The sequence below is a fragment of the Acidobacteriota bacterium genome, assembly GCA_012729555.1.
Lineage (GTDB): Bacteria > Acidobacteriota > UBA6911 > UBA6911 > UBA6911 > UBA6911.
The window spans coordinates 1-20,976 of sequence record JAAYCX010000015.1 but is presented as its reverse complement, the minus strand read 5'-3'; the positions used below and the strand labels follow the sequence as shown (position 1 = coordinate 20,976).

At 66.5% G+C, this 20,976-nt stretch carries 17 protein-coding genes; 7 read left to right on the top strand and 10 right to left on the bottom strand.

From position 1 onward, the window contains the following. The first annotated feature begins 126 nt into the window (after positions 1-126). A complete protein-coding gene (locus GXY47_04380) occupies positions 127-3,222 on the top strand; it encodes a DUF389 domain-containing protein (GenBank protein NLV30373.1) in 3,096 nt (1,031 codons plus the stop codon). On the opposite strand, the gene GXY47_04375 is transcribed toward GXY47_04380, so the two are convergent. Then, the gene (locus GXY47_04375) at positions 3,184-4,071 is read right to left on the bottom strand and encodes a YihY/virulence factor BrkB family protein (protein ID NLV30372.1); all 888 of its coding nucleotides are present in this window, start codon (positions 4,069-4,071) and stop codon (positions 3,184-3,186) included. The two genes, GXY47_04380 and GXY47_04375, sit on opposite strands and share 39 nt — an antisense overlap. A 128-nt stretch (positions 4,072-4,199) precedes the next feature. Here GXY47_04375 and GXY47_04370 point away from each other — a divergent pair, with 128 nt between their 5' ends. After that, positions 4,200-5,078 carry a LysR family transcriptional regulator gene (locus GXY47_04370; protein ID NLV30371.1) on the top strand — a complete coding sequence of 293 codons (879 nt, stop codon included), beginning with the start codon at positions 4,200-4,202 and terminating at the stop codon, positions 5,076-5,078. Positions 5,079-5,147: 69 nt separating this feature from the next. Here GXY47_04370 and GXY47_04365 read toward each other — a convergent pair whose 3' ends face one another. Next, a complete protein-coding gene (locus tag GXY47_04365; protein NLV30370.1) occupies positions 5,148-5,804 on the bottom strand; it encodes an alpha/beta fold hydrolase in 657 nt (218 codons plus the stop codon). Between the two features lie 82 nt (positions 5,805-5,886). Between GXY47_04365 and GXY47_04360 the strand changes: the two genes are divergently transcribed. The 3 genes from GXY47_04360 to GXY47_04350 all read left to right on the top strand — a co-directional run bounded on the left by GXY47_04360 (position 5,887) and on the right by GXY47_04350 (position 8,460). Next, on the top strand, positions 5,887-7,077 hold the full coding sequence (locus tag GXY47_04360; GenBank protein NLV30369.1) for a CoA transferase: 1,191 nt from the start codon (positions 5,887-5,889) through the stop codon (positions 7,075-7,077). A 162-nt stretch (positions 7,078-7,239) separates the two neighbouring features. Then, the gene (locus tag GXY47_04355) at positions 7,240-7,908 is read left to right on the top strand and encodes a hypothetical protein (protein ID NLV30368.1); all 669 of its coding nucleotides are present in this window, start codon (positions 7,240-7,242) and stop codon (positions 7,906-7,908) included. A 51-nt stretch (positions 7,909-7,959) separates the two neighbouring features. Continuing rightward, positions 7,960-8,460: a hypothetical protein gene (locus GXY47_04350; protein NLV30367.1), complete on the top strand. Its 501-nt coding sequence runs from the start codon at positions 7,960-7,962 to the stop codon at positions 8,458-8,460. A 97-nt stretch (positions 8,461-8,557) separates the two neighbouring features. On the opposite strand, the gene GXY47_04345 is transcribed toward GXY47_04350, so the two are convergent. From GXY47_04345 to GXY47_04335, 3 genes are read right to left on the bottom strand one after another with little or no spacing between them, the layout of a single operon-like run. Further along, a complete protein-coding gene (locus GXY47_04345) occupies positions 8,558-9,520 on the bottom strand; it encodes an alpha-ketoacid dehydrogenase subunit beta (GenBank protein NLV30366.1) in 963 nt (320 codons plus the stop codon). A gap of 16 nt (positions 9,521-9,536) precedes the next feature. Further along, complete coding sequence (locus GXY47_04340; GenBank protein NLV30365.1) at positions 9,537-10,460, bottom strand: thiamine pyrophosphate-dependent dehydrogenase E1 component subunit alpha; 924 nt, start codon at positions 10,458-10,460, stop codon at positions 9,537-9,539. A 56-nt stretch (positions 10,461-10,516) separates the two neighbouring features. Then, complete coding sequence (locus GXY47_04335; protein NLV30364.1) at positions 10,517-11,359, bottom strand: sugar phosphate isomerase/epimerase; 843 nt, start codon at positions 11,357-11,359, stop codon at positions 10,517-10,519. Positions 11,360-11,561: 202 nt separating this feature from the next. Here GXY47_04335 and GXY47_04330 point away from each other — a divergent pair, with 202 nt between their 5' ends. Beyond that, a complete protein-coding gene (locus GXY47_04330) occupies positions 11,562-12,692 on the top strand; it encodes a hypothetical protein (protein ID NLV30363.1) in 1,131 nt (376 codons plus the stop codon). Positions 12,693-12,706: 14 nt separating this feature from the next. On the opposite strand, the gene GXY47_04325 is transcribed toward GXY47_04330, so the two are convergent. After that, entirely contained in the window at positions 12,707-14,947 is a 2,241-nt protein-coding gene (locus GXY47_04325; protein ID NLV30362.1) for an NADP-dependent isocitrate dehydrogenase, read from the bottom strand. A 200-nt stretch (positions 14,948-15,147) separates the two neighbouring features. Here GXY47_04325 and GXY47_04320 point away from each other — a divergent pair, with 200 nt between their 5' ends. Then, complete coding sequence (locus GXY47_04320; GenBank protein ID NLV30361.1) at positions 15,148-16,860, top strand: aldehyde ferredoxin oxidoreductase; 1,713 nt, start codon at positions 15,148-15,150, stop codon at positions 16,858-16,860. 19 nt (positions 16,861-16,879) lie between these two features. Here GXY47_04320 and GXY47_04315 read toward each other — a convergent pair whose 3' ends face one another. From GXY47_04315 to GXY47_04300, 4 genes are all read right to left on the bottom strand, one after another. Continuing rightward, complete coding sequence (locus GXY47_04315) at positions 16,880-18,178, bottom strand: radical SAM protein (GenBank protein ID NLV30360.1); 1,299 nt, start codon at positions 18,176-18,178, stop codon at positions 16,880-16,882. Between the two features lie 52 nt (positions 18,179-18,230). Then, a complete protein-coding gene (locus tag GXY47_04310) occupies positions 18,231-18,455 on the bottom strand; it encodes a MoaD/ThiS family protein (protein NLV30359.1) in 225 nt (74 codons plus the stop codon). 15 nt (positions 18,456-18,470) lie between these two features. Beyond that, the gene (locus GXY47_04305) at positions 18,471-20,186 is read right to left on the bottom strand and encodes an aldehyde ferredoxin oxidoreductase (protein NLV30358.1); all 1,716 of its coding nucleotides are present in this window, start codon (positions 20,184-20,186) and stop codon (positions 18,471-18,473) included. Positions 20,187-20,252: 66 nt separating this feature from the next. Continuing rightward, positions 20,253-20,976: HesA/MoeB/ThiF family protein (locus tag GXY47_04300; GenBank protein ID NLV30357.1), on the bottom strand; the 724-nt coding region annotated here is incomplete at its 5' end.

The window sequence follows — 20,976 nt, the reverse complement described above, 5'->3', positions numbered from 1 at the left end:
CAGGCTGACAGGAACCCGGGATAAAGGTACAAGTTAACATGAACGATGGGAATACGAAACAAAAGTTGGCGCATTTCGCCGGCGGTGGAAACCATGGTATCTTAGCCCGTATCCGGGGGGCTCTTCATGACGGTGGCCGTGGCGTTCGCTTTCATCGGCGGGGTGATCCTGGTCGGATTCCTCGCCCACCTTCTTTTCAGGGTCACGAAGATTCCCAGCGTGCTTCTGCTGATCGGGATCGGCATCGTCCTGGGCCCCGTCACCGGATGGGTGACGTCCGGTTCCCTGGTCGCCATCGCCCCTTTTTTCGGGACCCTCGCGCTGCTCATCATCCTTTTCGAGGGGGGACTGGGCCTGGATGTATCGAGCGTTCGGACCCAGGCGCCCAAAGCCTCCATCCTCGCCCTGCTCAGTTTTCTCATTTCGTTTCTCGCCGTGGGGGCGCTCGCCTTTTTCGGGCTCGGGATGCCGGTGATCCACTCCCTGCTGCTGGCCTCGCTTCTGGGCGCCGCCAGCCCCGCCATCATCATTCCGCTGGTCTCCGGTCTCAGCGTCCGGCAGGAGATCCGGACCCTCCTGAAACTCGAGTCGGCGCTCGGGGACGTGTTGTTGATCGTTGCCGTCCTGTTCCTCCTCGACGCCCACGCCACCGGGAAGCAGAGCGTCCCCGGGATCGCCCTGGCGCTCTTTTTGTCCATCGCGGTGGCCTTCGTCGTCTCTTCGGTGGCCGGCGCCCTGTGGGCGAGGCTGATCGGCTGGATGGGGAAAGAGCCGCTTGCCTACATGCTGACCCTCGGGTTCGTGTTCCTGCTCTATTTCGGGGTCGAGGAACTGGGGGGGAGCGCGGCTTTCGCGGTCCTCATGTTCGGGATGATTCTCGAGAACATGCACGTGGTCGCCGACCGGGTCGGCCCCCAGGTCCGGTATTTTTTCGGCATCGATGTCCGTGCCGAACAGTTCGTGCTCCAGGCGTTCATGAAGAACATCACGGAGGAACTCTCCTTTCTGATCCGGACCTTCTTTTTCGTCTACCTGGGCCTGCTGCTCGATTTCAGCGCCCTGACCCCGGTCATCGCCCTCTCCGGCATCGCCATGGCGGCCCTGCTGTTCGGCGGCCGGTACGCGGCGGTGCGCGCCGTCCTCAGGAAAGGGACCTATACGGCTGGAGAGCGGCAGATGGTGCTCTCCATGCTCCCCCGGGGGCTCGCGACGGCGGTCATGGCTTTCCTTCCCGTCCAGTTGGGGGTCCCCGGGGCTGAGCTCTTTCCGATTTATGCCTTTATCGTGATCGTGGTGAGCAACATTCATATGACCGGCGGGGTGATCTTCGCCGAGAGGCGGCTCGGGCGGGAAAGGGCGGCGGAGAAGGCGGCGGCGCCGTCACCGGCGGGGGCGCCGTCACCGGCGGGGGCGCCGCTATCGGCGGCGGAGGAACCGGGGCGGACTTCCGCAGGAGGGCGGGAACCCGCCGAGGCCGCCGGGGACGGCCCCGTGCCCGATGCGGCGGTGACGGTCCTGGAGGAGACGCCGCATCGGGGAGCGGGAGAGCAGGCCGCCCGGCGGAAGCCGTTCTCCTTCACGGAACAGGTGATGCGGCTTCTGGGGATCCGCCCCGAGGAGAGGGAGCAGCAGTACCTCCACGCGATGCAGAACGCCTCGATGGCCCCCTCGATCTTCTGGGTGCAGATCCTGCTGGCGTCGGTACTGACGGCGCTGGGCCTGGTGCTGAATCAGAGTTCCATCATCATCGGCGCGGCCCTGATCGTGCCGATCGCCTGGCCGGTCCTGGCCGCAGGCCTGGCCCTGGCGGCGGGGGATATCTACCTCCTGCTGAGGCTTCTGTGGAAGCTGCTGCTCGTCGTTCTCCTGGTCGCCGCGCTCTCCGCCCTGTTCAGTGAACTGCTCCCGTTCAACGCCGTTACGGCCGAGATCGCGTCCCGCACCCGGCCCACGATTCTCGATTTCCTGGTCGCGCTCTTTTCCGGCATGGCGGGAGCCGCGCTGACATTCGGCCGGAAGCGGCTGCTGCGCTATTTCCCGGGGGCGCTGCTGGGGCTCGCCCTGATGCCGCCGCTCACCGTTCTCGGTTTCGGCCTGGGCCGGGAATTCAGCACCGAGATCTTCCGGGGGGCGACCCTGCTGTTCATCGCCAACTTCTTTGCCGTCATCCTGGGTGCCGCGTTGGTCTATGCCGCCGCGGGCATGCCGGCGGCGGCTTCCCTGGAGACCGTCGGGGCACGGAAACACGGGGAGATGAAGCGGCCGTTCGTCCGGTTCCTGTTCGAGCGGCTCGGGCTCGGGACCCTGATCGGGCGGGCCGGGAGCACGCGCGCCCGGCTGATGGTCATCGTCGTTTTTCTGCTTGCCCTGGTCATTCCCCTGCAGATGGCGCTGGACCAGCTGAGCCGGGAATTCCGGGCCCGGCAGGCGGTTTCGGTCGTGGAGAAGATGTTCGACCAGCCGGGGCGCTCCGCCATCATCAACTCGGTGGCCACGATCGGGGAGGAGGAGATCTCCGTCCGCGTCCAGGTGGCGACCAACGCCCTGTTCACCTCGGAGGATATCCGGCGCTTCGAGGAGCGGGTGGCCGACCGGACGGGGGTCGCGGCGCGGCTCGACCTGGTCCAGAGCCTGAGCGACATCGGCGAGGGGCGCAAGCTGATGGGCATGCTGGCCCCGCCGGCTCCCGACTCCGTGCCCTACAGCCCCGGAGTCCCGGACATGGCCCGGGACCTCCGCGATGCCGTCGCCGCGGAGCTGAGGGCGATGGCGTTGCCCGAAACGATCGCCGTCGTGCGCGTCGGCGCCGAGCTCGCCCTGGACGGGGCGCCCCCTTCCTTCAGGGTCGAGTATCTGTCCGAATCCCCCCTGTCCGGGGATGCGCGGGAGCTGCTGGCCCGCCTGATGGAGGACCGGATGGGGCTGCGGCCGGAGAGGCTCGAGTTCCACCACGTCCCCTCGAGGTTCGATTTCGAGCGGGCCGGGGGCGGGATCCGGCCGGACCGATCGCCGGGACTCCGGGAAATCCAGGAAACGCTCCGGCGCTACCCGCAGGTGCGGGCCCAGGTGGAGATCCCGGCGGATCTGGGGCCGGACGACGGGCGGAAGCTCGAGCGGCGGCTCGCGGAGGGCGCGTCCCTGCTCGCTCTCCCGGCGCGTGCCTCGTTCATTCAGAACCCGGAGCTAAAGGGAGGGGTGAGGATCACGCTCCGTCCCCGGTGAACCGGGGTTTTCCCCTTTCGTTCCCCGGCCGGGCTTCATCCGCACGGCGTTGATTTCCGACCCGGTCAGGAGGGCGATGCTTACCAGGTAAAGCCAGAGCATGAGGACGATCACGGCGCCCAGGCTGCCGTACATGGCGCGGTAATTTCCGAGGTGGGTGATGTAGGCCTGGAATCCCATCGACACCACGGCGATCATCGCCACGGCGGCCAGCCCGCCCGGGGAGAACGGGCGGAACTTCCCGCGGCCTCCTCTTCCGAGGTAGTAGAGCAGTTCCAGCCCCGTCAGCAGGAGCAGGGCGAGGATCCCGCGGCGCAGGATCGCGAACCCCCACCGGAGCGGCGCTCCCCATCCGAGCGCGGCCGCCATCCTGTCCTGGGCCGCGCCGCCGAAGATCAGGAGGGAGAGGGTGCCGAAGAGGAGGAAGAGGAGAAGGAACATCAGGATCACGGCCGTCATGCGCGCCTTCCAGAACCGCCGCGGTTCCCCGGCGGAGTGGGTGCGGGCGATCTGCTTCATGGCCGCGTACAGGCCCATGGAGGCGGACCAGAGGGTCAGCGCCAGACCCAGGGTCAGCACCCCCCCCTCTCTTTCGGCCAGGACCTGCCCGACGATCCTCTCCAGGAGGACGGCCGACTGGTCGGGGAGCGCCTGGTGGATCAGGTCCATGGCGGCCCGCTCGAGATCGGGGATCGGGAGAAAGGGGAGGAGGGAAAGGCTGAAAATGGCCGCCGGGAAGATGGAAAGGAGGAGGAAGAAGGCGACGGCGGCGGCGCCGGTGAGCACGTCGTCCTCCTCGATCTTCCGCCAGAGTTGCAGCGCGAACTGCGCGGCCGGGATCAGGCCCATCTCGGATACCCTCCAGGTTTCCCGCCGGCGGCCGTCCGGGGCGGCAATGGAATTGTTTTATCCGGGTGAGGGATAGCGTAGTATGGGGCCGGGATTTTGGCAAGCGCGGTCACCTGGGGGGTCGGTGCGTGGAACTGAGGCATTTGAGATATTTCGTGGCCGTCGCCGAGCAGCTCCATTTCCGCCACGCGGCGGAAATCGTTCACGTGGCCCAGCCCGCCCTGAGCCAGCAGATCAGGCAGCTGGAAAAGGAGCTGGGGGTCACGCTGCTCGAACGGTCCCGCCACCAGGTGCGGCTGACGCCGGCGGGGAAGGCGTTTTACGAAAGCGCGCTCGGCGTCCTCCGGCAGGCGGACCAGGCCGCGGCGAGGGCGCGCAAGGTGGACAGCGGGGACGCCGGCACGATCCGGATCGGCTTCGTCAGCACGGCCGCCATCCGCGTGCTCCCCGACGGCGTGAAGCGGCTGCAGAAACAGGTCCCCGCGGCCGAGGTCGAACTCAGCGAGCTCGCGGCGGGCGAACAGATCGACGGGCTGTACCGGGAACAGCTGGACATCGGGTTCGTCCACGCCAAGCTGTCGCGCGACGTCCTCGGGACGAGGATCGTCGCGCGCGACCGCCTGATCGCGGCCGTGCCCGACTCGAGCCCCCTGGCCCGGTGCCGGCGTGTCGACCTCCGGGACCTGGCCTCCTGGCCCGCGATCATGCCCGCGGGGCATTCGAGTTCCGGGTTCTACGAGCAGGTGCGCATGGCGTACCAGATGGCCGGGGTGCGGCCGGAACGGGTGCATTACACGCGCCTGCTGCAGACCGGGCTGCTGCTGGTGGCGGCCGGGGTGGGGGTCTCCCTGGTCCCGGAATCGTTCCAGCTGATCCACGTCAGGGGGGTCGCCTACAAGAAGCTGCGGGTGGAGCCCCCCCTGTGCGAGATGGTGGCCGCGTGGCGCCGGGACAACGCGTCGCCGCTGCTCGCGCGCTTCGTCCGGTGCCTGCCGGAATTGGGCTGACCGCCTGATATTAATTACTTATCACCGGGGCACGATCTTACTATTGGACGGGGGGGCTCCGCCGGGGTATTAAGATAGCCGGGACCCGAGCCAGCCGGAAAGATCCCGCAGGCTCTGCCGGCCGACCCGGTGGGGGGTAGGGTACTCCCGGTAGGTCAGCTCGGCGGAACTCTTGACGATGAGGTCCCGGGCGCGGCGGGCGAGTCCCACGGGGACTACCGGGTCCGCGGTGCCGTGAGCCAGGAATACCGAGAGCCCCTCCAGGCGGTCCCACGCGAACTCGAGCGACGTGTTCTCGGGGACGTAGCCGCTGTGGGCGACGACGCCGCGCACCTCCCCGGGGGCCGTCAGGGACAGGGCGAAGGCCATGACGCTCCCCATGCTGAAGCCGAGCAGAAACACCTTCCGGCCGTCCACCGGGTAGCCGGTTTTTACATCGCGGACGAACCGGCGCAGCCGGCCGAGGCTCTCGGCGAACTGCTCCGGGTGGGGGGTGAAGGGGGCCGGGATGCCGTACCAGGCGTAGGCGTCCGGTTCCCCCCCGCAGGGGAACGGGGCGCGCACGCTGAGGATGAAGAAGCGCGGGTCGAGGTGGGGCGCGAGTTTCAGGAGGGTGTCTTCGCGGGCCCCCTGCCCGTGCAGCAGGATCAGGGCCGGGGGCGCGCCGGCGCCTGCACCAACGGGCGGCAGGACCTTGTGAACGAGCGTCGACGATATCGGATTCATGGGCATTAAGGTTACAGTCCCGCGCGGCGGTTGTCGAGAATCGGCGGGCCGGGCCATCCCGGTCATAAGGAGAAGAGGAATCATGGCTAAGGCATTGGAAGGCGTCAGGGTACTGGATTTTACGCAATATCTGTCCGGCCCGCACTGCACGGCGGTGCTCTCCGAACTGGGGGCCGAGATCATCAAGGTGGAGATGCCGGGCAAGGGCGAACCGGAAAGGGTGGCCATGCCCAAGACCCCGAAGAAGGAATCCTACCAATTCCTCTCCTACAACCGGGGCAAGAAGAGCGTCACCCTGAACCTGAAGGCCCCCAAGGGGTTGGAGATCGCCCGGCAACTGGCGGCCAAGGCCGATGTCCTCGTGGAGAACTTCGCGCCCGGGGTCCTGGAGCGGCTGGGACTCGGGTACGAGGAGGCGAGAAGGCTGAACCCGTCGATCATCTACGCCTCCATATCCGGTTTCGGGCAGACCGGACCCCGCCGCAACGACGTCTGCTACGACGTGGTGGCGCAGGCGATGGGCGGGCTGATGAGCGTGACCGGGTATCCCGGCGGAGAACCGCTCAAGGCGGGGATTTCGCTCGGCGACTACATGGGGGGGTACAACGGCGCCATCGCCATCCTCGCGGCCCTCTATCACCGGAAGGTGACGGGGGAGGGGCAGTCGATCGACATCTCCATGCAGGACGGCATCTGGGCGATGGTGTTCCCGGACCGGGCCAACTACTTCGACACGCTCGAGGTCCCGAAGCGGTTCGGCAACAAGCTGAGCAGTTCGGCCCCCTTCGGCGCCTTCAACGCCAGGGACGGGTACGTGGTGATCTGCACGATCACCGACGGCCAGTGGCAGAAGGTGCTTCAGGCCATGGGGCGCGAGGACCTCGCCGGCGAGGAGCGCTTCGCCACGCGCGAACTCCGGACCCGGCACATGGCCGAGGTCGATGCGCTGGTCGAGGGGTGGCTCAAGGAGAAAACGGTCGAGGAGGCGATCGCCGAACTGAAGAAGCACCAGGTTCCCTGCTCGCCGCTCCCCACCTTCGACCAGGTGGCCTCCGATCCTCAACTCCTTTCGCGGGAGATGATCGTGGAGGTGGAGCAGCCGGTTTCGGGGAAGGTGAAGCTCATCGGCTCGGTGTACAAGATGTCCCGCACGCCGGGGGACCGGACGATGCGGGTGCCCGACGTCGGCGAGCACAACGGGGAGATCTACGGCGGGCTCCTGGGCATGGATGCCGGGGAACTGGAGAAGCTGAGCGAAGAGAAGGTCATCTGAGCCGCGGCGCCCGCGCGCCCGGGGCGGTTTTCGTTGACAACGAGGGTGTTTCAATGTAATAAAAGTGCCTTTTGCTGATTGCCCGAAGTCTGGAATCATCATGCGCAGGGCGATGGTTTCGCCGGCACTTAAACATTTCTACAAGCCTGGAGGTAAATCCATATGAAGGGTCAAGAGTTTTTGGATGTACTCACATCGAGAAAGAGCATCCGCAGGTACAAGCCGGATCCGGTACCGGACGAGATGATCGACATGATCCTCGAGGCCGCCCGCTGGGCGCCGACGGGGGAAAACTACCAGCCGTGGAGATTCATCGTGATCCGCGACCAGGAAACGCGGAACAAGATCGGCGATCTCTCCAAGCAGGGGAGCGGCTCGCGCATGACCGCCTGGTACTGCCTCAACGAACTCCAGAAGAGGTTCGAGGGGATCGAGGATCCCGAGAAGCGGGCGGGCGTGCTGGAATTCATGTATTCCGGAAGAGTGTCCGAGTTCTGCAAGCAGGCGCCCGTCGTCATCGCCGTGATCGGCGACCTGCGCGTCGGCAGCGTGGACGTTCCCTACGACCTGTGCGCCGCCATGGAGAACATGATTCTCCAGGCCCATTGCATGGGGCTGGGTTCCTGCTGGGTCTACGGCCCGGTGGCCAGCACGCGCGACGCCATCCGGTTCAAGGACATCCTGGGCATTCCGCAGGGGATGGGCAAGTACAAGGTGCTCTCCTACCTCGCGGTCGGCTACCCCCTCGAACAGCGCAAGCATCCGAGGCCCAAAATGGAGCTCGAGGAGATGGTGTACTGGGAAAAATTCGGAAACAAGGAGAGGATCTAAATGGATACCATAAAGTATTGCAATCAGCTTGTCTCTAGGCTTGAAACTCTCATGTTTCAGGAACTCTCCGGCATGGCCTACTGGAAGTGCGAGTTCGTGGGCCCCGACTTCATCCGCGCCCAGAACATCCAGGGGAAAACGGTGCCCGAAATCGTCGAGGCCTGCACCAAGGCGATGAAGGAAGCGGGGATCGTGGCCGACATCTCCTACAAGACCGGCGGGGAAGGGCTCATGCTCAAGCTGAAGGTCAAGGGATGCATCCACCATGAGAAGGAAGCCCTGGTCAAGGCCGAAGGGGTGGCCCCCTACATCTGCCCGATCGCCAACATGGTCCTGGACCAGATCCACCAGAAGCTGAAGTATGAAACCAGCTACCTGACCAAGATCGCCATCGACCCGGACCGGAACCTGTGCCTCCTGTACCTGGCCCTGTACGAGACCGCCGACAAGATCGGTTGCGTGACCGACTGGCTCAAGGACGACGAGGACGCCGAGTGGCTGAAGGCGCAGCCTTCGCAGATTCTGGCCGCCGAGGACCGGAAAAAGAAGTAGGCGGAGATCCCGCCCGCTTGAAGTTCAGGGAGCCTTCAGCGTCGCGCCCGGGGAGGGTGCGGCGGCGGAAGGCTCCCTTTTTTTTGGTGCGCCCGGTCTACGCGGACGGCCGGCGCATGGCGCCCCGGATCGCCCTGGCGATTTTCGCCCGGTCGGGGATGACGAACTTTTCCATCGGCGGGCTGAAGGGGATCGGGACGTCGAGCCCGCAGACCTGGGCCGGCGCCGACCGCAGCCGCGCGAAGGTCGTGCGGTCGGAGGCCGCCAGGGCGACGATCTCCGACGCCGCGCTGCAGGTCCGGCAGGCTTCATCGACCACCACGAGGCGCCCCGTCTTGCGGACCGAGCGGAGGATGGTGTCCCGGTCGAGGGGGACCAGCGTCCGGGGATCGATCACCTCCACCGAGATCTTCCCCTCCACCTCCGCCGCCGCCTCCAGGGCCACGTGCGCCATCCGGCCCAGGGCCACGACCGTCACGTCGGTTCCCCGCCTCCGGACCGCCGCCTTGCCGAAAGGGATGAAATACTCCTTTTCCGGCACCTCGGCCTCGGTCCGGCCCAGCATGAAGGGCTCGAAGGAGATGACGGGGTTCGGGTCATTCAAGGCCGTCTTGAGGAGCCCCTTCACGTCGTAGGGCGTGGTCGGCAGGAGGATCTTCAGCCCCGGTACGTTCATGAACATGGAGTAGGGGCTGATGGAGTGCTCGGCGGCACCGGAAAAGCCCGCGCCCACCGTCATCCGGATCAGGACAGAAAACTTCGCCTGGCCGCCGAACATGTAGGTGATCTTGGCGGCGTGGTTCATCATCTGGTCCAGGGCGACGAAGCCGAAGGTGGCCATGCGCAGGTTGACCACCGCCCGGAACCCCGATCCCGCCAGGCCGATGGCGGCCCCCACGAAGCTGTTTTCCGCTATCGGCGTGACCCTCACCCGGTCGGTCCCGAATTCCTCCGCGAGGTCGGCCGCCAGGTCGGTGGACATGTGGACGCAGCGGGGATTCTTGCGGAATTCTTCCTGGATGGCCTCGTTCGCCGCCTGGTCGTACGTGATCTTTCGCATCGTTCCCTCGCTCGGTTTAGGTGGAATAGACATCCTGCAACGCGTCCTGAGGTTGCGGGTAGGGGCTCCGGAGGGCGAAGTCGTGCGCCTCTTCGACCGCCCGCAGGATCTTGTCGTTGATCGACCGGACCTTGGCCGCCGAGAGCACGCCCCGGTCGCGCAGCTTCTTTTCGAAGGACGCCACCGGGCACTTCCTCTTCCACTCCTCCAGTTCGGCCGCGGGGCGCAGGTCCTCCAGCCCCTGGGAGAGGAAATGCTTGTGCCAGCGGTAGGTCCGGCATTCCAGGAAAAAGGGGCCTCCCCCCTTGCGGATCCCGGCGACCGCGGAACCCGCGGCGCGGTGGACCTCCTCCACGTCGTTGCCGAATACCACCTTGCAGGGGATCTTGTGGGCCCTGGGGATCCGGGCGATCTCGCCGGCCGCCATCGCGTAGGCGGCCGGGGTGTTGACCCCGTACTGGTTGTTTTCGCAGACGAACAGCAGCGGCAGCTTCCAGATCCCCGCCAGGTTCAGGGCCTCGTGAAATTCCCCTTCGTTGCAGGCCCCGTCGCCGAAAAACACCGCGGCGATGTCCCCTTTCCGCTCCAGTTGCGCGGCGAAGGCGGCCCCGGTGGAGATCGGCAACCCGGCGCCCACGATGCCGTCCGCCCCCAGCATCCCCACGCTGAAGTCGGCGATATGCATCGATCCCCCCTTCCCCTTGCAGTACCCGGTCTTCTTGCCGTAGATCTCGGCCATCATCCTTTTCAGGTCGGCGCCCTTGGCGATGCAGTGTCCGTGTCCGCGGTGGTGGCTGACGATGCGGTCGCGCCGCGTCAGGTGCCGGCAGACGCCGGCGGCGATGGCCTCCTGCCCGATGTAGGAATGGACGAACCCGGGGATGTTCCCGGCGAAGACCTCGCGGACGAGCCGCTCCTCGAAGCGGCGGATCGTCAGCATGGTGGTGTAGAGTTCGATCAGGATCTTGTCGTCGGACTGCACGGAATCCCCCTTTCTCAGAACTGCGCGATCGTGGTGTCGTAGGCGCGCGTGGCCGCCTCCCCGAGGGGCAGGGTCCGCAGCTCCCGGCTCAGGACCTCGATCCCCCACGGGCCGTCGTATCCCGCCGCGAGAATCCGGCGGACGAACCCCCTGATGTCGAATTCCCCCTCCCCGCACAGCCTGCGGTGGTTGATGGTGTCCTCGTGAAGGCTCCAGGGGCACTGGAGCGTCCCGTCGTTGATCTCGACCCCCAGGAGAAAGCGGGGGGGGATGCGGGCGACCTCCTCGTAGGGGATCCCCAGCTTGACGACGTGCCAGAGGTCGATCATGATGCCGCCGTTTTCCCGGTCCGCCCCCGTGACCATTTCCAGGGTCTCGGGGAGCGTCTTGATCATCGCGTCGACGATCAATTCGAAAAGGATGCGGGTCCCGTAGTTGCGCGCGTCGTCACAGAGGGCGGCGAAGGACTCGATCAGCCGCGGCATGGGCGTCACCTGCGAATCGAAGTCGCCCGCCTTGATGTGCCGGGCGCCCAGCGCTTCGGCCGCCTCGAGCAGCATATGCTTGACCTTGTCCGACTCCCGTTTTTTCTCCCCGTCCAGGAACCAGTCGGAGATGAACTCCAGCTCGACGTGCCGGATGCCGTTGTCGTCGAGGATGCGCTTCATCTCCCGGAGGGTCCTCCGCTCGAGCGTGTGCGCGACGTCGGCCTCCTTCAGCCCGATTCCGGTGAATCCGGCCCGCGCCGCCGCCTCCACGCGGTCCCGGAAGTCGAAGGGGCTGAATTCCTGCTCCGAGTGGGGATGGACGTCCCCCGCGATCGTCCAGTAGGACGCGATCAGATCGACCTTGCTCATGCGCACACCCTCCATTGAAAACCCGTCCATCCTATGCGAACGCGCCCCGCGGAGTCAATCGCGTTGGGGCCTCGCGCGGCCCGGTTCCGGGGGCGGAAATAGGGGTGGGAATCCGGGTCCGGTGGAATTATGATGATGTCAAAGGCCCCGTTCCGGCGGGGACCCTGTCTCTGAACATTCTTCGGTCTTCACGGGAGGATCTATGGAGTTCGACGCGTCGCGCAGGAGATTCCTGCAGGCCGGGGTTCTTCTCCCGGCGGCCGGTTTGGCGGGTCCCGCCCGGTTGGTGGCGCCCGGCCCGGCCCCGGGATCGGAATACCGTATTCTGGGGCGGACGGGGATGAAGGTGTCGGGTGTCGGCTGCGGCGTCGGGATCACGCCCGATCCCCGGGTGATCGCGCGGGCCATCGACCTGGGAGTCAACTACTTCGACACCGCCCGGGGGTACGGGGAAGGAGCCAGCGAGCGTATCACCGGCGCCGCCCTCAGGGGGAAAAGGTCCGGGGTGGTGCTGGCGACCAAGACCGATGGGCGGAGCCGTCAGGACGTGCTCGGGGACATGGACGCGAGTCTGCGGGCGCTGGGGACGGAGTACGTCGATGTCTTCCACCTCCATTCCCGCGACACCCCCGATACGATCACGGACGAGGCGCTCGAGGCCTGCGTGTCGTTGAAGCGGCAGGGGAAGGCCCGCTTTCTCGGCGTCAGCACCCACGATATCCACGCTGTCGCCGACCGTATCCTGGAACTCGGAGCCTTCGATGTCGTGCAGACGACCTACAGCTACGCCATCAGCGCCCCTTTCCGGAACCGCGCCATCGATCGGCTGCACGACGCCGGCATAGGCGTGGTGGCCATGAAGGTGGTGATCGCCGTGGCCGGCTTCGTTCCCAGGGAGATCCCGCTAAAGGGCGAGGGGCCGCTGGCCGCCATCAAGTGGGTGCTTTCGAACCCGGCGATCTCCACCACCGTCCCCTATGCCAAAAACATCGCGGAACTCGAGATGAACGTGCGGGCGATGACGGAACCGTACTCCCCCGGAGACGAAAGGCTGCTGTATGTCCGCAGCCGGGAGATCGCGCCGTATTACTGCCGGATGTGCTACGAATGCAGGGGGAAGTGTCCCCACGGGGTGCCGGTCGCGGAGGAACTGCGCTTCCTTGCCTATCACGATTTCGGCCGCAGCCCGGAACAGGCGCGGCAGAGCTTCAGGGCGCTCCCGGCCGCCGCCCGCGCGGTGAGCTGCCGCGATTGCGCCTCCTGCGTCATCCGGTGCCCGAACGGGGTGGAGGTCCGCAACCGCCTGATCCGGGCGCAGGAACTGCTGGCCTGACCGCGGCACGGGCTTTATATCCCGGGGTCGTCGATGACGGCGTTCAGGACGGGGCTGGGGCGCATCGCGGCGGAGGTCCGGGCGAGGTCGGGATGGTAGTACCCTCCCATGTCCACCGGGCGCCCCTGCACGGCGATCAGCTCGGCGTGGATCTTCTCCTCGTTTTCCGCCAGGCGCCGCGCGAGCAGGGTGAACCGGGCGCCGAGGGGGGTGTCCCCGGCCCGGTCGGCCAGCGCCCGGGCCCAGTAGAGGGCCAGGTAGAAGTGACTGCCGCGGCAGTCGATGCCCCCCAGTTTGCGGGCGGGGGAGCGGTCGTTTTCGAGGAAGGCGCCGATGGCGTCCTCGAGTGTTTCGGAGAGGAGGGAGGCCGTGGCGTTCCGGAAGGCGGTTCCCATGTGCTGCAGGGAAGCGGCCAGGTTCGAGAATTCACCGAGGGAGTCCCAGCGGAGATAGTTTTCCTTGATGAACTGCCGCACGTGCTTGGGCGCGCTCCCCCCGGCTCCCGTTTCGAACATCCCCCCCCCGGCCAGGAGCGGGACGATCGACAGCATCTTCCCGGAGGTCCCGACCTCGAGAATGGGGAAGAGATCGGTCAGGTAGTCGCGCAGGACGTTGCCCGTCACCGATATGGTGTCGAGGCCGCGGCGGACGCGCCCGAGCGAAAACTCCATCGCCGCGACCGGCGTCATCACGCGGATGTCGAGGCCCCGGAGGTCGCATCCGGCCAGGTCCCGTTCGACCTTGCGGAGGACCTCCGCGTCATGCCCCCGCGCGGGGTCGAGCCAGAAGACGGCGGGGGTGTCGCTCCGGCGCGCCCGCCGGACGGCCAGCAGCACCCAGTCGCGGACGGAGGCGTCGGTCGTCCGGCAGGAGCGGAAGATGTCCCCGGGCTCCACCGTCCTGCTGATCAGGGTTTCCCCGGTATCGGCGCACCGGACGCGGATGACGCCCGGCCCGGGGGCGATGAAGGTCTTGTCGTGGGAACCGTACTCTTCCGCCTGCTGAGCCATGAGCCCGATGTTCGGCACGCTCCCCATCGTCGCCGGGTCGAAAGCGCCGTTTTTCACGCAGTCCTCGACGATGGCCTTGTAGATCGTGGCGTAGCAGCGGTCGGGGATGACGGCCTTGGTGTCGTGCAGCCGGCCGTCCGGCCCCCACATCTTTCCGGAGTCGCGGATCATGGCGGGGATGGAGGCGTCGATGATGACGTTGTTGGGGACGTGGAGGTTGGTGATCCCGCGTTCGGAGTCGACCATGGCCAGCTCCGGCCGCTCCTCCAGGGTCTTCCGGATGTCCGACTCCAATCCCGCGCGTGCCTCCGGGCCGAGGGATTCGATCCTTGCGTATAGTTCTCCCAGGCCGTTGTCGGGGTTTATTCCCAGCCGGGCGAAGAGGTCGGCGTGCTTCGCGAATACGGGCTCCAGGAAGGTGCTGACGGCGTGTCCGAAGATCACCGGGTCGGACACCTTCATCATGGTGGCCTTCACGTGGAGCGAGAAGAGGATCCCGCGCTCCCGGGCGTCCGCGATCTCCTCCCGGTAGAAGGCGCGCAGCCGGCGCACGTTGAGCACGGCGGCGTCCAGGATGTCCCCTTCGCCGAGCTCCGGCCCCTTTTTCAGCACCGTGACGGCCCCGTCATCGGCCACGAATTCGTACAGCGCCGCTCCCACGCGCTCCACCGTGACGGCTCTCTCGCTTTCGTAGAAGTCTCCCCGGGACATATGGGAGACATGGGTCGGGGAGTCCGGGCTCCAGGCGCCCAGCTTCCGGGGGTGTTTCCGGGCGTAGGCCTTGACGGCGGGGGGGAGGCGGCGGTCCGAGTTTCCCTCCCGGATCACCGGGTTCACCGCGCTCCCGAGAACGATGTCGTAGCGCGCGCGTATGTCCCTTTCCCCGTCGTCTTCGGGGGCCTCCGGGTAGTCGGGGATGGCGTACCCCTGCGCCTGCAGCTCCCGGACGGCGTCGACGAGCTGCGGGACCGATGCGGAGATGTTGGGAAGCTTGATGATGTTGGCCTCGGGCTTCAGGGTGAGATCCCCCAGCCGGGTCAGCCAGTCGGGCACCCGCTGGGCTTCGGTCAGCCATTCGGGGAAATTGGCCAGGATCCGCCCCGCCAGGGAAATGTCGGCGAGCTCGACGCGGATGCCTGTTTGCCGGGTGAAGGCCCGGATGATGGGGAAGAGGGAGAGGGTGGCCAGCGCGGGCGCTTCGTCCGTCCAGGTCCAGAAAATGGTCGATTCCGAGGGTTTCTCCATCATGATCGTGCGTCCCCTTTCTCTTTGGTGATGATATATCATGGGGAGAGGGTTGAGAAGGCTCCCAAAAACCAGGCAAAATTTCAGATATCTTGGGATATTTTCGGACAATTTGTTCCATTAGGTGGAATGCGTTGACGCATAGTGGAATGCGGCCTAATCTTATGGAAGATCAATCTTTATTTCTCGGGAGGTCCGCCATGAAGATACTGCGTGTCCGCATGAAGGAAAAGGGTGTTCGTTGGGAACCCGTTCCCAAGGAATATGAACAGCTTGGCGGCAGAGCCCTAATCGCGAAATTGCTTTTGAGCGAAATCCCTCCAGCCTGCGACGCCCTCGGGCCGCATAACAAGCTCGTGTTCACCCCCGGATTGCTGGGCGGGGCCATCGTTCCCACGGCCGGAAGGCTTTCGGTCGGGGCCAAGAGCCCGCTGACGGGGGGGGTCAAGGAGGCCAACGCCGGCGGGACCGCGGGGGACACCCTGGGCAAGTGGGGCATCAAGGCGATCGTGGTCGAGGAGCAGCCTGCCGCCGGGGACTTCTCCATCCTGGTCGTGGACGGGGATTCGGCCGAACTGGTCCCCGCGGCCGATGTCCGCAACATCGGCACCTACGCGACCGCCGACCGGTTGCAGGAGCGCTATGGGGAAGACGCGACCGTCATCTCGATCGGGCAGGCGGGCGAGTACCTGATGTCGGGCGCGGGGATCGCGGCGACCGGGGAGCGGGACCAGCGCAGCAACCACGCCGCGCGCGGCGGCCTGGGCGCCGTCATGGGGAGCAAGGGGCTGAAGGCCGTCGTCATCAAGAAGGCGCTGGGCAGGGCGGTCCGGATGCACGACGACAAGCTCTTCCGCACCGCCTGCAAGGAGTTCGCCCAGGCCCTGATCACGAGCCCCAAGCTGGGGGTCAAGGGATCGCAGCACCTGTACGGCACGGCTTCGATCGTAGGCGCCGTCAACGAGATGGGGGCGCTGCCGACGCGCAATTTCTCCTCGGGGCGCTTCGAGGGCGCGGCGGAGCTGCGGGGCGAAAAGCTCCGGGAAATCATCCTCGCCCGCGAGGGGAAGGTGGGCACCCGCTGCATGCCCGGGTGCGTCATCGCCTGCCGCAACCTTTTCACGGACAGGACGGGCAAGCCGGTGGTCGGCACCGTGCAGTACGAAACCATCGGGCTCGTCGGCTCCAACCTGGGGCTCGACACCCTGGACGACGTGGCGACCCTGAACTACATGTGCAACGATTTCGGGCTGGACACCATCGAAACGGGCGCCGCGCTCGGCGTAGCCGTCGAGGCGGGCCTGGCGAAATTCGGGGATATCGACAGCCTCGTCGGGCTGCTCCGGCAGGTGGGCGAGGGGACGGTCCTCGGGCGCATGATCGGGTGCGGGTGCGTCACCACGGGGAGGATCCTGGGAGTGCGCCGGGTGCCGGCCGCGGTCGGGCAGGCGATGCCGGCCTACGACCCCCGCGCGCTGAAGGGGAACGGCGTGACCTACGCGACCTCCCCGCAGGGGGCGGACCACACCGCGGGCAACGCCTTCGGCGCCCGGCTCGAGGTCAACCCCCTCGGAGCCGAGGGGCAGAAGGAGCTCTCGCTGAAGCTGCAGATCATCGCCGCCATGCTCGACAGCACGGGGTTGTGCCTCTTCGCCCGGCCGCCCATCATTTCGAAGCCGCAGTTGATGATCGACATGATCAACGGCATCTACGGCTGGGGCTGGACGCTCGAGGACTACGACCGCTCGAACCGGGAGGTCCTGCGTACCGAACTGGAGTTCAACCGCCGGGCGGGATTGACCCGGAACGATTACCGGATCCCGGAGTTCATGCGCGAGGAGCCGCTGCCGCCCCACGACACGGTGTTCGACGTCCCCGATTCCGACCTGGATTCGGTGTTCGACACGCTGTAGGCGGGGGCGCTGGAGGGAGTCAGGCGCAGCGCAGGACGCCGCGGGCCCAGAGGCAGTGGCCGCAGACGGGGAAGGGATTGCCGTGGCAGTCCGTTTCGTTCCCCTCGGCGAATTCGCACCCGCAGCAGTCGATGCAGGGGGAAAATTCGAATTTCCTCACCCGCTCCCTGAAGGAGGCGTAATCGGGCTGCCGCCAGATCGACTCCAGGGACCGTTCTTTCAGGCTCCCATATTCACAGCGCCGGAATGCCTTTTTCCAGTCCCGGATATAGCAGGTGTAGGAGTGCAGGAGCGGGGGGCAGGGGCTGATCCCGCCGTGGCAGGAGAGGGCCACGCTTCCCGGCCGGATGAAGGGGCAGTAATTGTTCCGCTGCCCCAGGTTGAGGTCGAGATAACTCAGATTGGCCTGACGGAGGGCCACGGCCGATACGGCTTCGAGGGCTTCCCGGCTCCAGTCCATCCTGGGAAGGATCCAGAGCGGGTTGCGCGGGTCCCCCGGCGACTCGTGGCTGGTGGGCGTCCTCTCGTAGAGGATTTCGTCCTGGAGCTCGGGCGCGTAGGGGAGCACGTTCGAAACCAGGATGAACGACGCCCGGACCCTGCGCGCGATCTCCTGCAGGTCCGGCAGCTCGTGGATGTTGCTCTTCATGGCCACGAACTCGATCCCGATCCGCACGGGCGCCTGGGGCAGGGTGTCGAGCATGTCCTCCATGGGGTAGAGGAAGTCGGTGGCCTCGAGCGGGGGAGAGGGGGCCCCGGCGAGCTCCTCGAGGCGGGCCAGGGTCTTCCGCTTCAGGTCCGCGCCGGCGTCGGGCGGCGTCGTTTGCTTCACCAGGCTCCAGAGGTAGAGGGTGCGGACGTTTCGCACGATCCGGTCGAGCGACGCCCCGGGGCGGACGGCGCCGTGGGATTTGTTCGACGTGCCGTCGACGGACACGGTGATCTGGTCCAGCCCGGCGTAGACCAGCCGCTCCGCCATCGCCGGGGTCAGGAGCATGGCGTTGGTCGTGATCTCCGTGCGCAGGCCGCTCTCGTGGGCCAGCCGGATCATTTCGGGGAAGCGCGGATGCAGCAGCGGCTCCCCGAAACCGGCGAAGGCGACGGTCCGGGCTTCGGGGAAAGCGGCCAGACCCTCGATCAGTCTCCCGTAAACGGTCCAGTCCAGGTCCTCGGGCGATTCGTCCCAGCTATGCCGGATGCAGGTCACGCAGTCGAGGTTGCAGCGGTTGGTGGGTTCCACGTAGGCCTTGAGCAGGGGATCGGCGGAACTCTCGGCCGGGGCGGGAGCCCCGGGCGCGTCGGATTGGGTGTGATTCATTACTCTTGGGGTTCCTCGAGCGGACCGCGCGGAGCCCGGGCGTGCGGCCGGGTCATCCGCCCTCCATGTGGGGATAGAGCTGGACGAAGTCGCCGTCCTTGATGACGCTGTCGAGGGGCGCCCATGCGCCGTTGATGAGCAGCATCCCCACGCTGTCGGGGGGGAAGCCGAGCCGTGCCTCGAGCTCCGGCAAGGGCAGGGAAGCGCCGATATCGAGCGTTTCCCCGCTCTTGCCCGCCAGCTCAGCCAGCATCAGGTTGTATTCCAACTCGATCATGGGTGTCTCTGGCTCCTAGCGCAGGACCCCCTTCTGCATCTCCTCGTCGGAGAGGTCGAACACCGAATTGGTGGGAGGCAGGGGGATTCGGTACATGTATTCCGGCAGCTTGTCCTGGGAAGGGGCGATGCCGGCCTTGACGTTGTACTCGTATTCCAGGCGTGCCGTCTCGTGCCCCTGTTCCCAGAACTCTTCCACCGTCATCTTGTCGCCGCAGATGCCGTAGGCGAACCGGGTGAAGAGTTCCGGTTTCTTGAAGAGGTAGCTCCGGACGAAAATGCAGAAGCCCGTGTTTTCCAGCCCCGCCATCTGCAGCTGGGTCTTGCGGGACAGGTCCCCCTGTCCTTCCGTGGCCAGGGGCGGCATGGTGGCGCGCGCCCCGTAGAGGTTGCCCATGGTGTGGTCGGCCCCCATGGGGTTCATGGCGAAGGTGACGCCGTTCCCCTTCAGCGCGCGGGGGTCGTAGGCCGGCATCGCCTGCCCCTTGGTCATGGGGAGGTCGTTGATCCCGAGCACCTCCCCCGTGATCTTGACGCCGTTGCCGATCACGCGGCCCAGCGGCGTGGCGGCCTCGACCTCGGCCAGCAGCTTCATGAAGCTCTCCTCGTTCCCGAACTCGGCCAGCCCGGCTTCCGCGGCCACTCCCAGGGCGGCGCCGATCTCGATGGCGTCCTGTCCCAGGTCGTTTACCTTGTCGTTCAGGTGGGCGATGCTGTCCAGGGTGGCGAGGCAGAGGTTGGAACCCAGGAGCGACAGGTTTTCATACTGGAGGGTGGAGCAGCTGGCCTTGCCGTTCTCGTCGGGGAAGACGGAGAGGCACTTGATCATGCAGCCGTTCATGCACGACTGCCCGGTCTTTCCGTCGCCGCCGCGGGCCCGGATGAGCTCGACCATCTTCTCACCGCCGATCTCGGTGTGGAACTCGAAGGCGCCGAGGGTGAAATTGCGCGTGGGGCACAGCCCCAGCTCGTTGACGATCTTGAACATGCCGGAGGTGCCGAACGTCTGGTTGCTTTTCTTGATGGTGGGCATGGCGTCGATCAGCATCTGGTGGAATTCCTTCGCGGCTTCCGTGAAGGCCGCCTTGTCGAAGTATTCCACCTTGGAGATCCTGGCCGGGACGATGACGACGGCCTTCAGCCGCTTGCTCCCCATCACGGCCCCCATGCCCCCGCGCGCCGCGAATCGCATTTCGCCGCGGGGGGCGGCGACCGCGATGCCGGCGCCGCGCATCAGGCGCTCGCCGGTGGGGCCGTTGCAGATGACGCCGGCCTTGTCGCCGAAGCGCTCCCTCAGGGTCCTGAAGGTATCGCGCACTCCCAGGTACTCGAGCTCGTTCATGGCCTCGAGCCGGATCCCCTCGTCGGAGATCACCAGGACGTAGCTGTTGGTGTCGCCGGGGGCGGGCAGCCGTTCGATGATGACGGCCCGGATGTTGTGGCGCGCCAGATCGTTTCCCGCGGTCCCTCCCGAACTGGCCTCTTTGATGCCCTGGGTGAGCGGGCTCTTGCCTCCCACCGAAAGCCGGCCGGAACTGGAGACCATGGTACCGCCGAGCAGGCCCGTGCAGAAGACGAGCTTGTTGTGGATGCCGAGGGGTTCGCAGGTCGGGTCGACCTCATCGGTAAGGAAGCGGGCGATAAAGCCGCGGGCGCCGTAGCTGTTGTATTTGCCGGCGTCCTCCTCGGTGATCCCCTTGGTTTCCATGTTGACTCTGATTATTTTAGCCATCGATGATCTCTCCAACAAAGAATGATTCCGGTAATAGACACACTCACTTCACGGTCCCCGTCACCCCTAGGATGGCGCGGCCTCCCCGCGGTTTCCGCACGCGGGGCAATCGGGGCGCCGTCCTGCGCCCAGGGAGGACAACGTCCATCGGGAGCCGTCAAACAGCATCAGCCTTCCCGCCGGGCCCGGGTGTCCCAGCAGCATCTGGAGCACCGCCAGGGCCTCCATCGAACCTATGACGCCGGCCATGGGGCCCAGGGACACCGGGGCCCTCCCTCCGGGCTTCCGCTGTTCGAACCAGCAGGAAAGGCAGGAGGTCTTTCCCGGCACGACGGCGGTGACATACCCGCTCCAGCCGTCGATGCCGCCGTCCACCAGCGGCCTTCCGGCCGCGACGCAGAGGCGGTTGGCCAGCAGACGGGTTTCCCGGTTGTCGAGCGCCAACGCCACGAGGTCGCTCTGCACCACCAGCGCCGGACCGTTCTCCCCGGTGAAACGCGCCGCGATGGGCGTCACCCGCACCGTGGCGTTCAGAGCCGCGAGCCGCTCTGCCGCCCTCCCGGCTTTCGAATGGCCCAGGTCGGTCTCGGTGTAGAGAACCTGGCGGTTCAGGTTGCTTTCCGCCACCCGGTCCTCGTCCACGAAGGTCAGGGTCCCGACTCCGGCCGCCGCCAGGTAGGAGAGCAGGGGGGAGCCAAGGCCCCCGGCGCCCACCACCAGGACCCGGGCGCGCTCGAGCTTCTCCTGACCCTCCGCGCCCAGCAGCGCGAGCTGCCGGGCGTAGCGTTCG

Coding starts and splice junctions, on each gene's coding strand:
- GXY47_04380 (NLV30373.1), top strand. CDS start 127: ATGACGGTGGCCGTGGCGTTCGCTTTCATCGGCGGGGTGATCCTGGTC.
- GXY47_04375 (NLV30372.1), bottom strand. CDS start 4,071: ATGGGCCTGATCCCGGCCGCGCAGTTCGCGCTGCAACTCTGGCGGAAG.
- GXY47_04365 (NLV30370.1), bottom strand. CDS start 5,804: ATGAATCCGATATCGTCGACGCTCGTTCACAAGGTCCTGCCGCCCGTT.
- GXY47_04360 (NLV30369.1), top strand. CDS start 5,887: ATGGCTAAGGCATTGGAAGGCGTCAGGGTACTGGATTTTACGCAATAT.
- GXY47_04355 (NLV30368.1), top strand. CDS start 7,240: ATGAAGGGTCAAGAGTTTTTGGATGTACTCACATCGAGAAAGAGCATC.
- GXY47_04350 (NLV30367.1), top strand. CDS start 7,960: ATGTTTCAGGAACTCTCCGGCATGGCCTACTGGAAGTGCGAGTTCGTG.
- GXY47_04345 (NLV30366.1), bottom strand. CDS start 9,520: ATGCGAAAGATCACGTACGACCAGGCGGCGAACGAGGCCATCCAGGAA.
- GXY47_04340 (NLV30365.1), bottom strand. CDS start 10,460: ATGCTGACGATCCGCCGCTTCGAGGAGCGGCTCGTCCGCGAGGTCTTC.
- GXY47_04335 (NLV30364.1), bottom strand. CDS start 11,359: ATGAGCAAGGTCGATCTGATCGCGTCCTACTGGACGATCGCGGGGGAC.
- GXY47_04330 (NLV30363.1), top strand. CDS start 11,562: ATGGAGTTCGACGCGTCGCGCAGGAGATTCCTGCAGGCCGGGGTTCTT.
- GXY47_04325 (NLV30362.1), bottom strand. CDS start 14,947: ATGGAGAAACCCTCGGAATCGACCATTTTCTGGACCTGGACGGACGAA.
- GXY47_04320 (NLV30361.1), top strand. CDS start 15,148: ATGAAGATACTGCGTGTCCGCATGAAGGAAAAGGGTGTTCGTTGGGAA.
- GXY47_04315 (NLV30360.1), bottom strand. CDS start 18,178: ATGAATCACACCCAATCCGACGCGCCCGGGGCTCCCGCCCCGGCCGAG.
- GXY47_04310 (NLV30359.1), bottom strand. CDS start 18,455: ATGATCGAGTTGGAATACAACCTGATGCTGGCTGAGCTGGCGGGCAAG.
- GXY47_04305 (NLV30358.1), bottom strand. CDS start 20,186: ATGGCTAAAATAATCAGAGTCAACATGGAAACCAAGGGGATCACCGAG.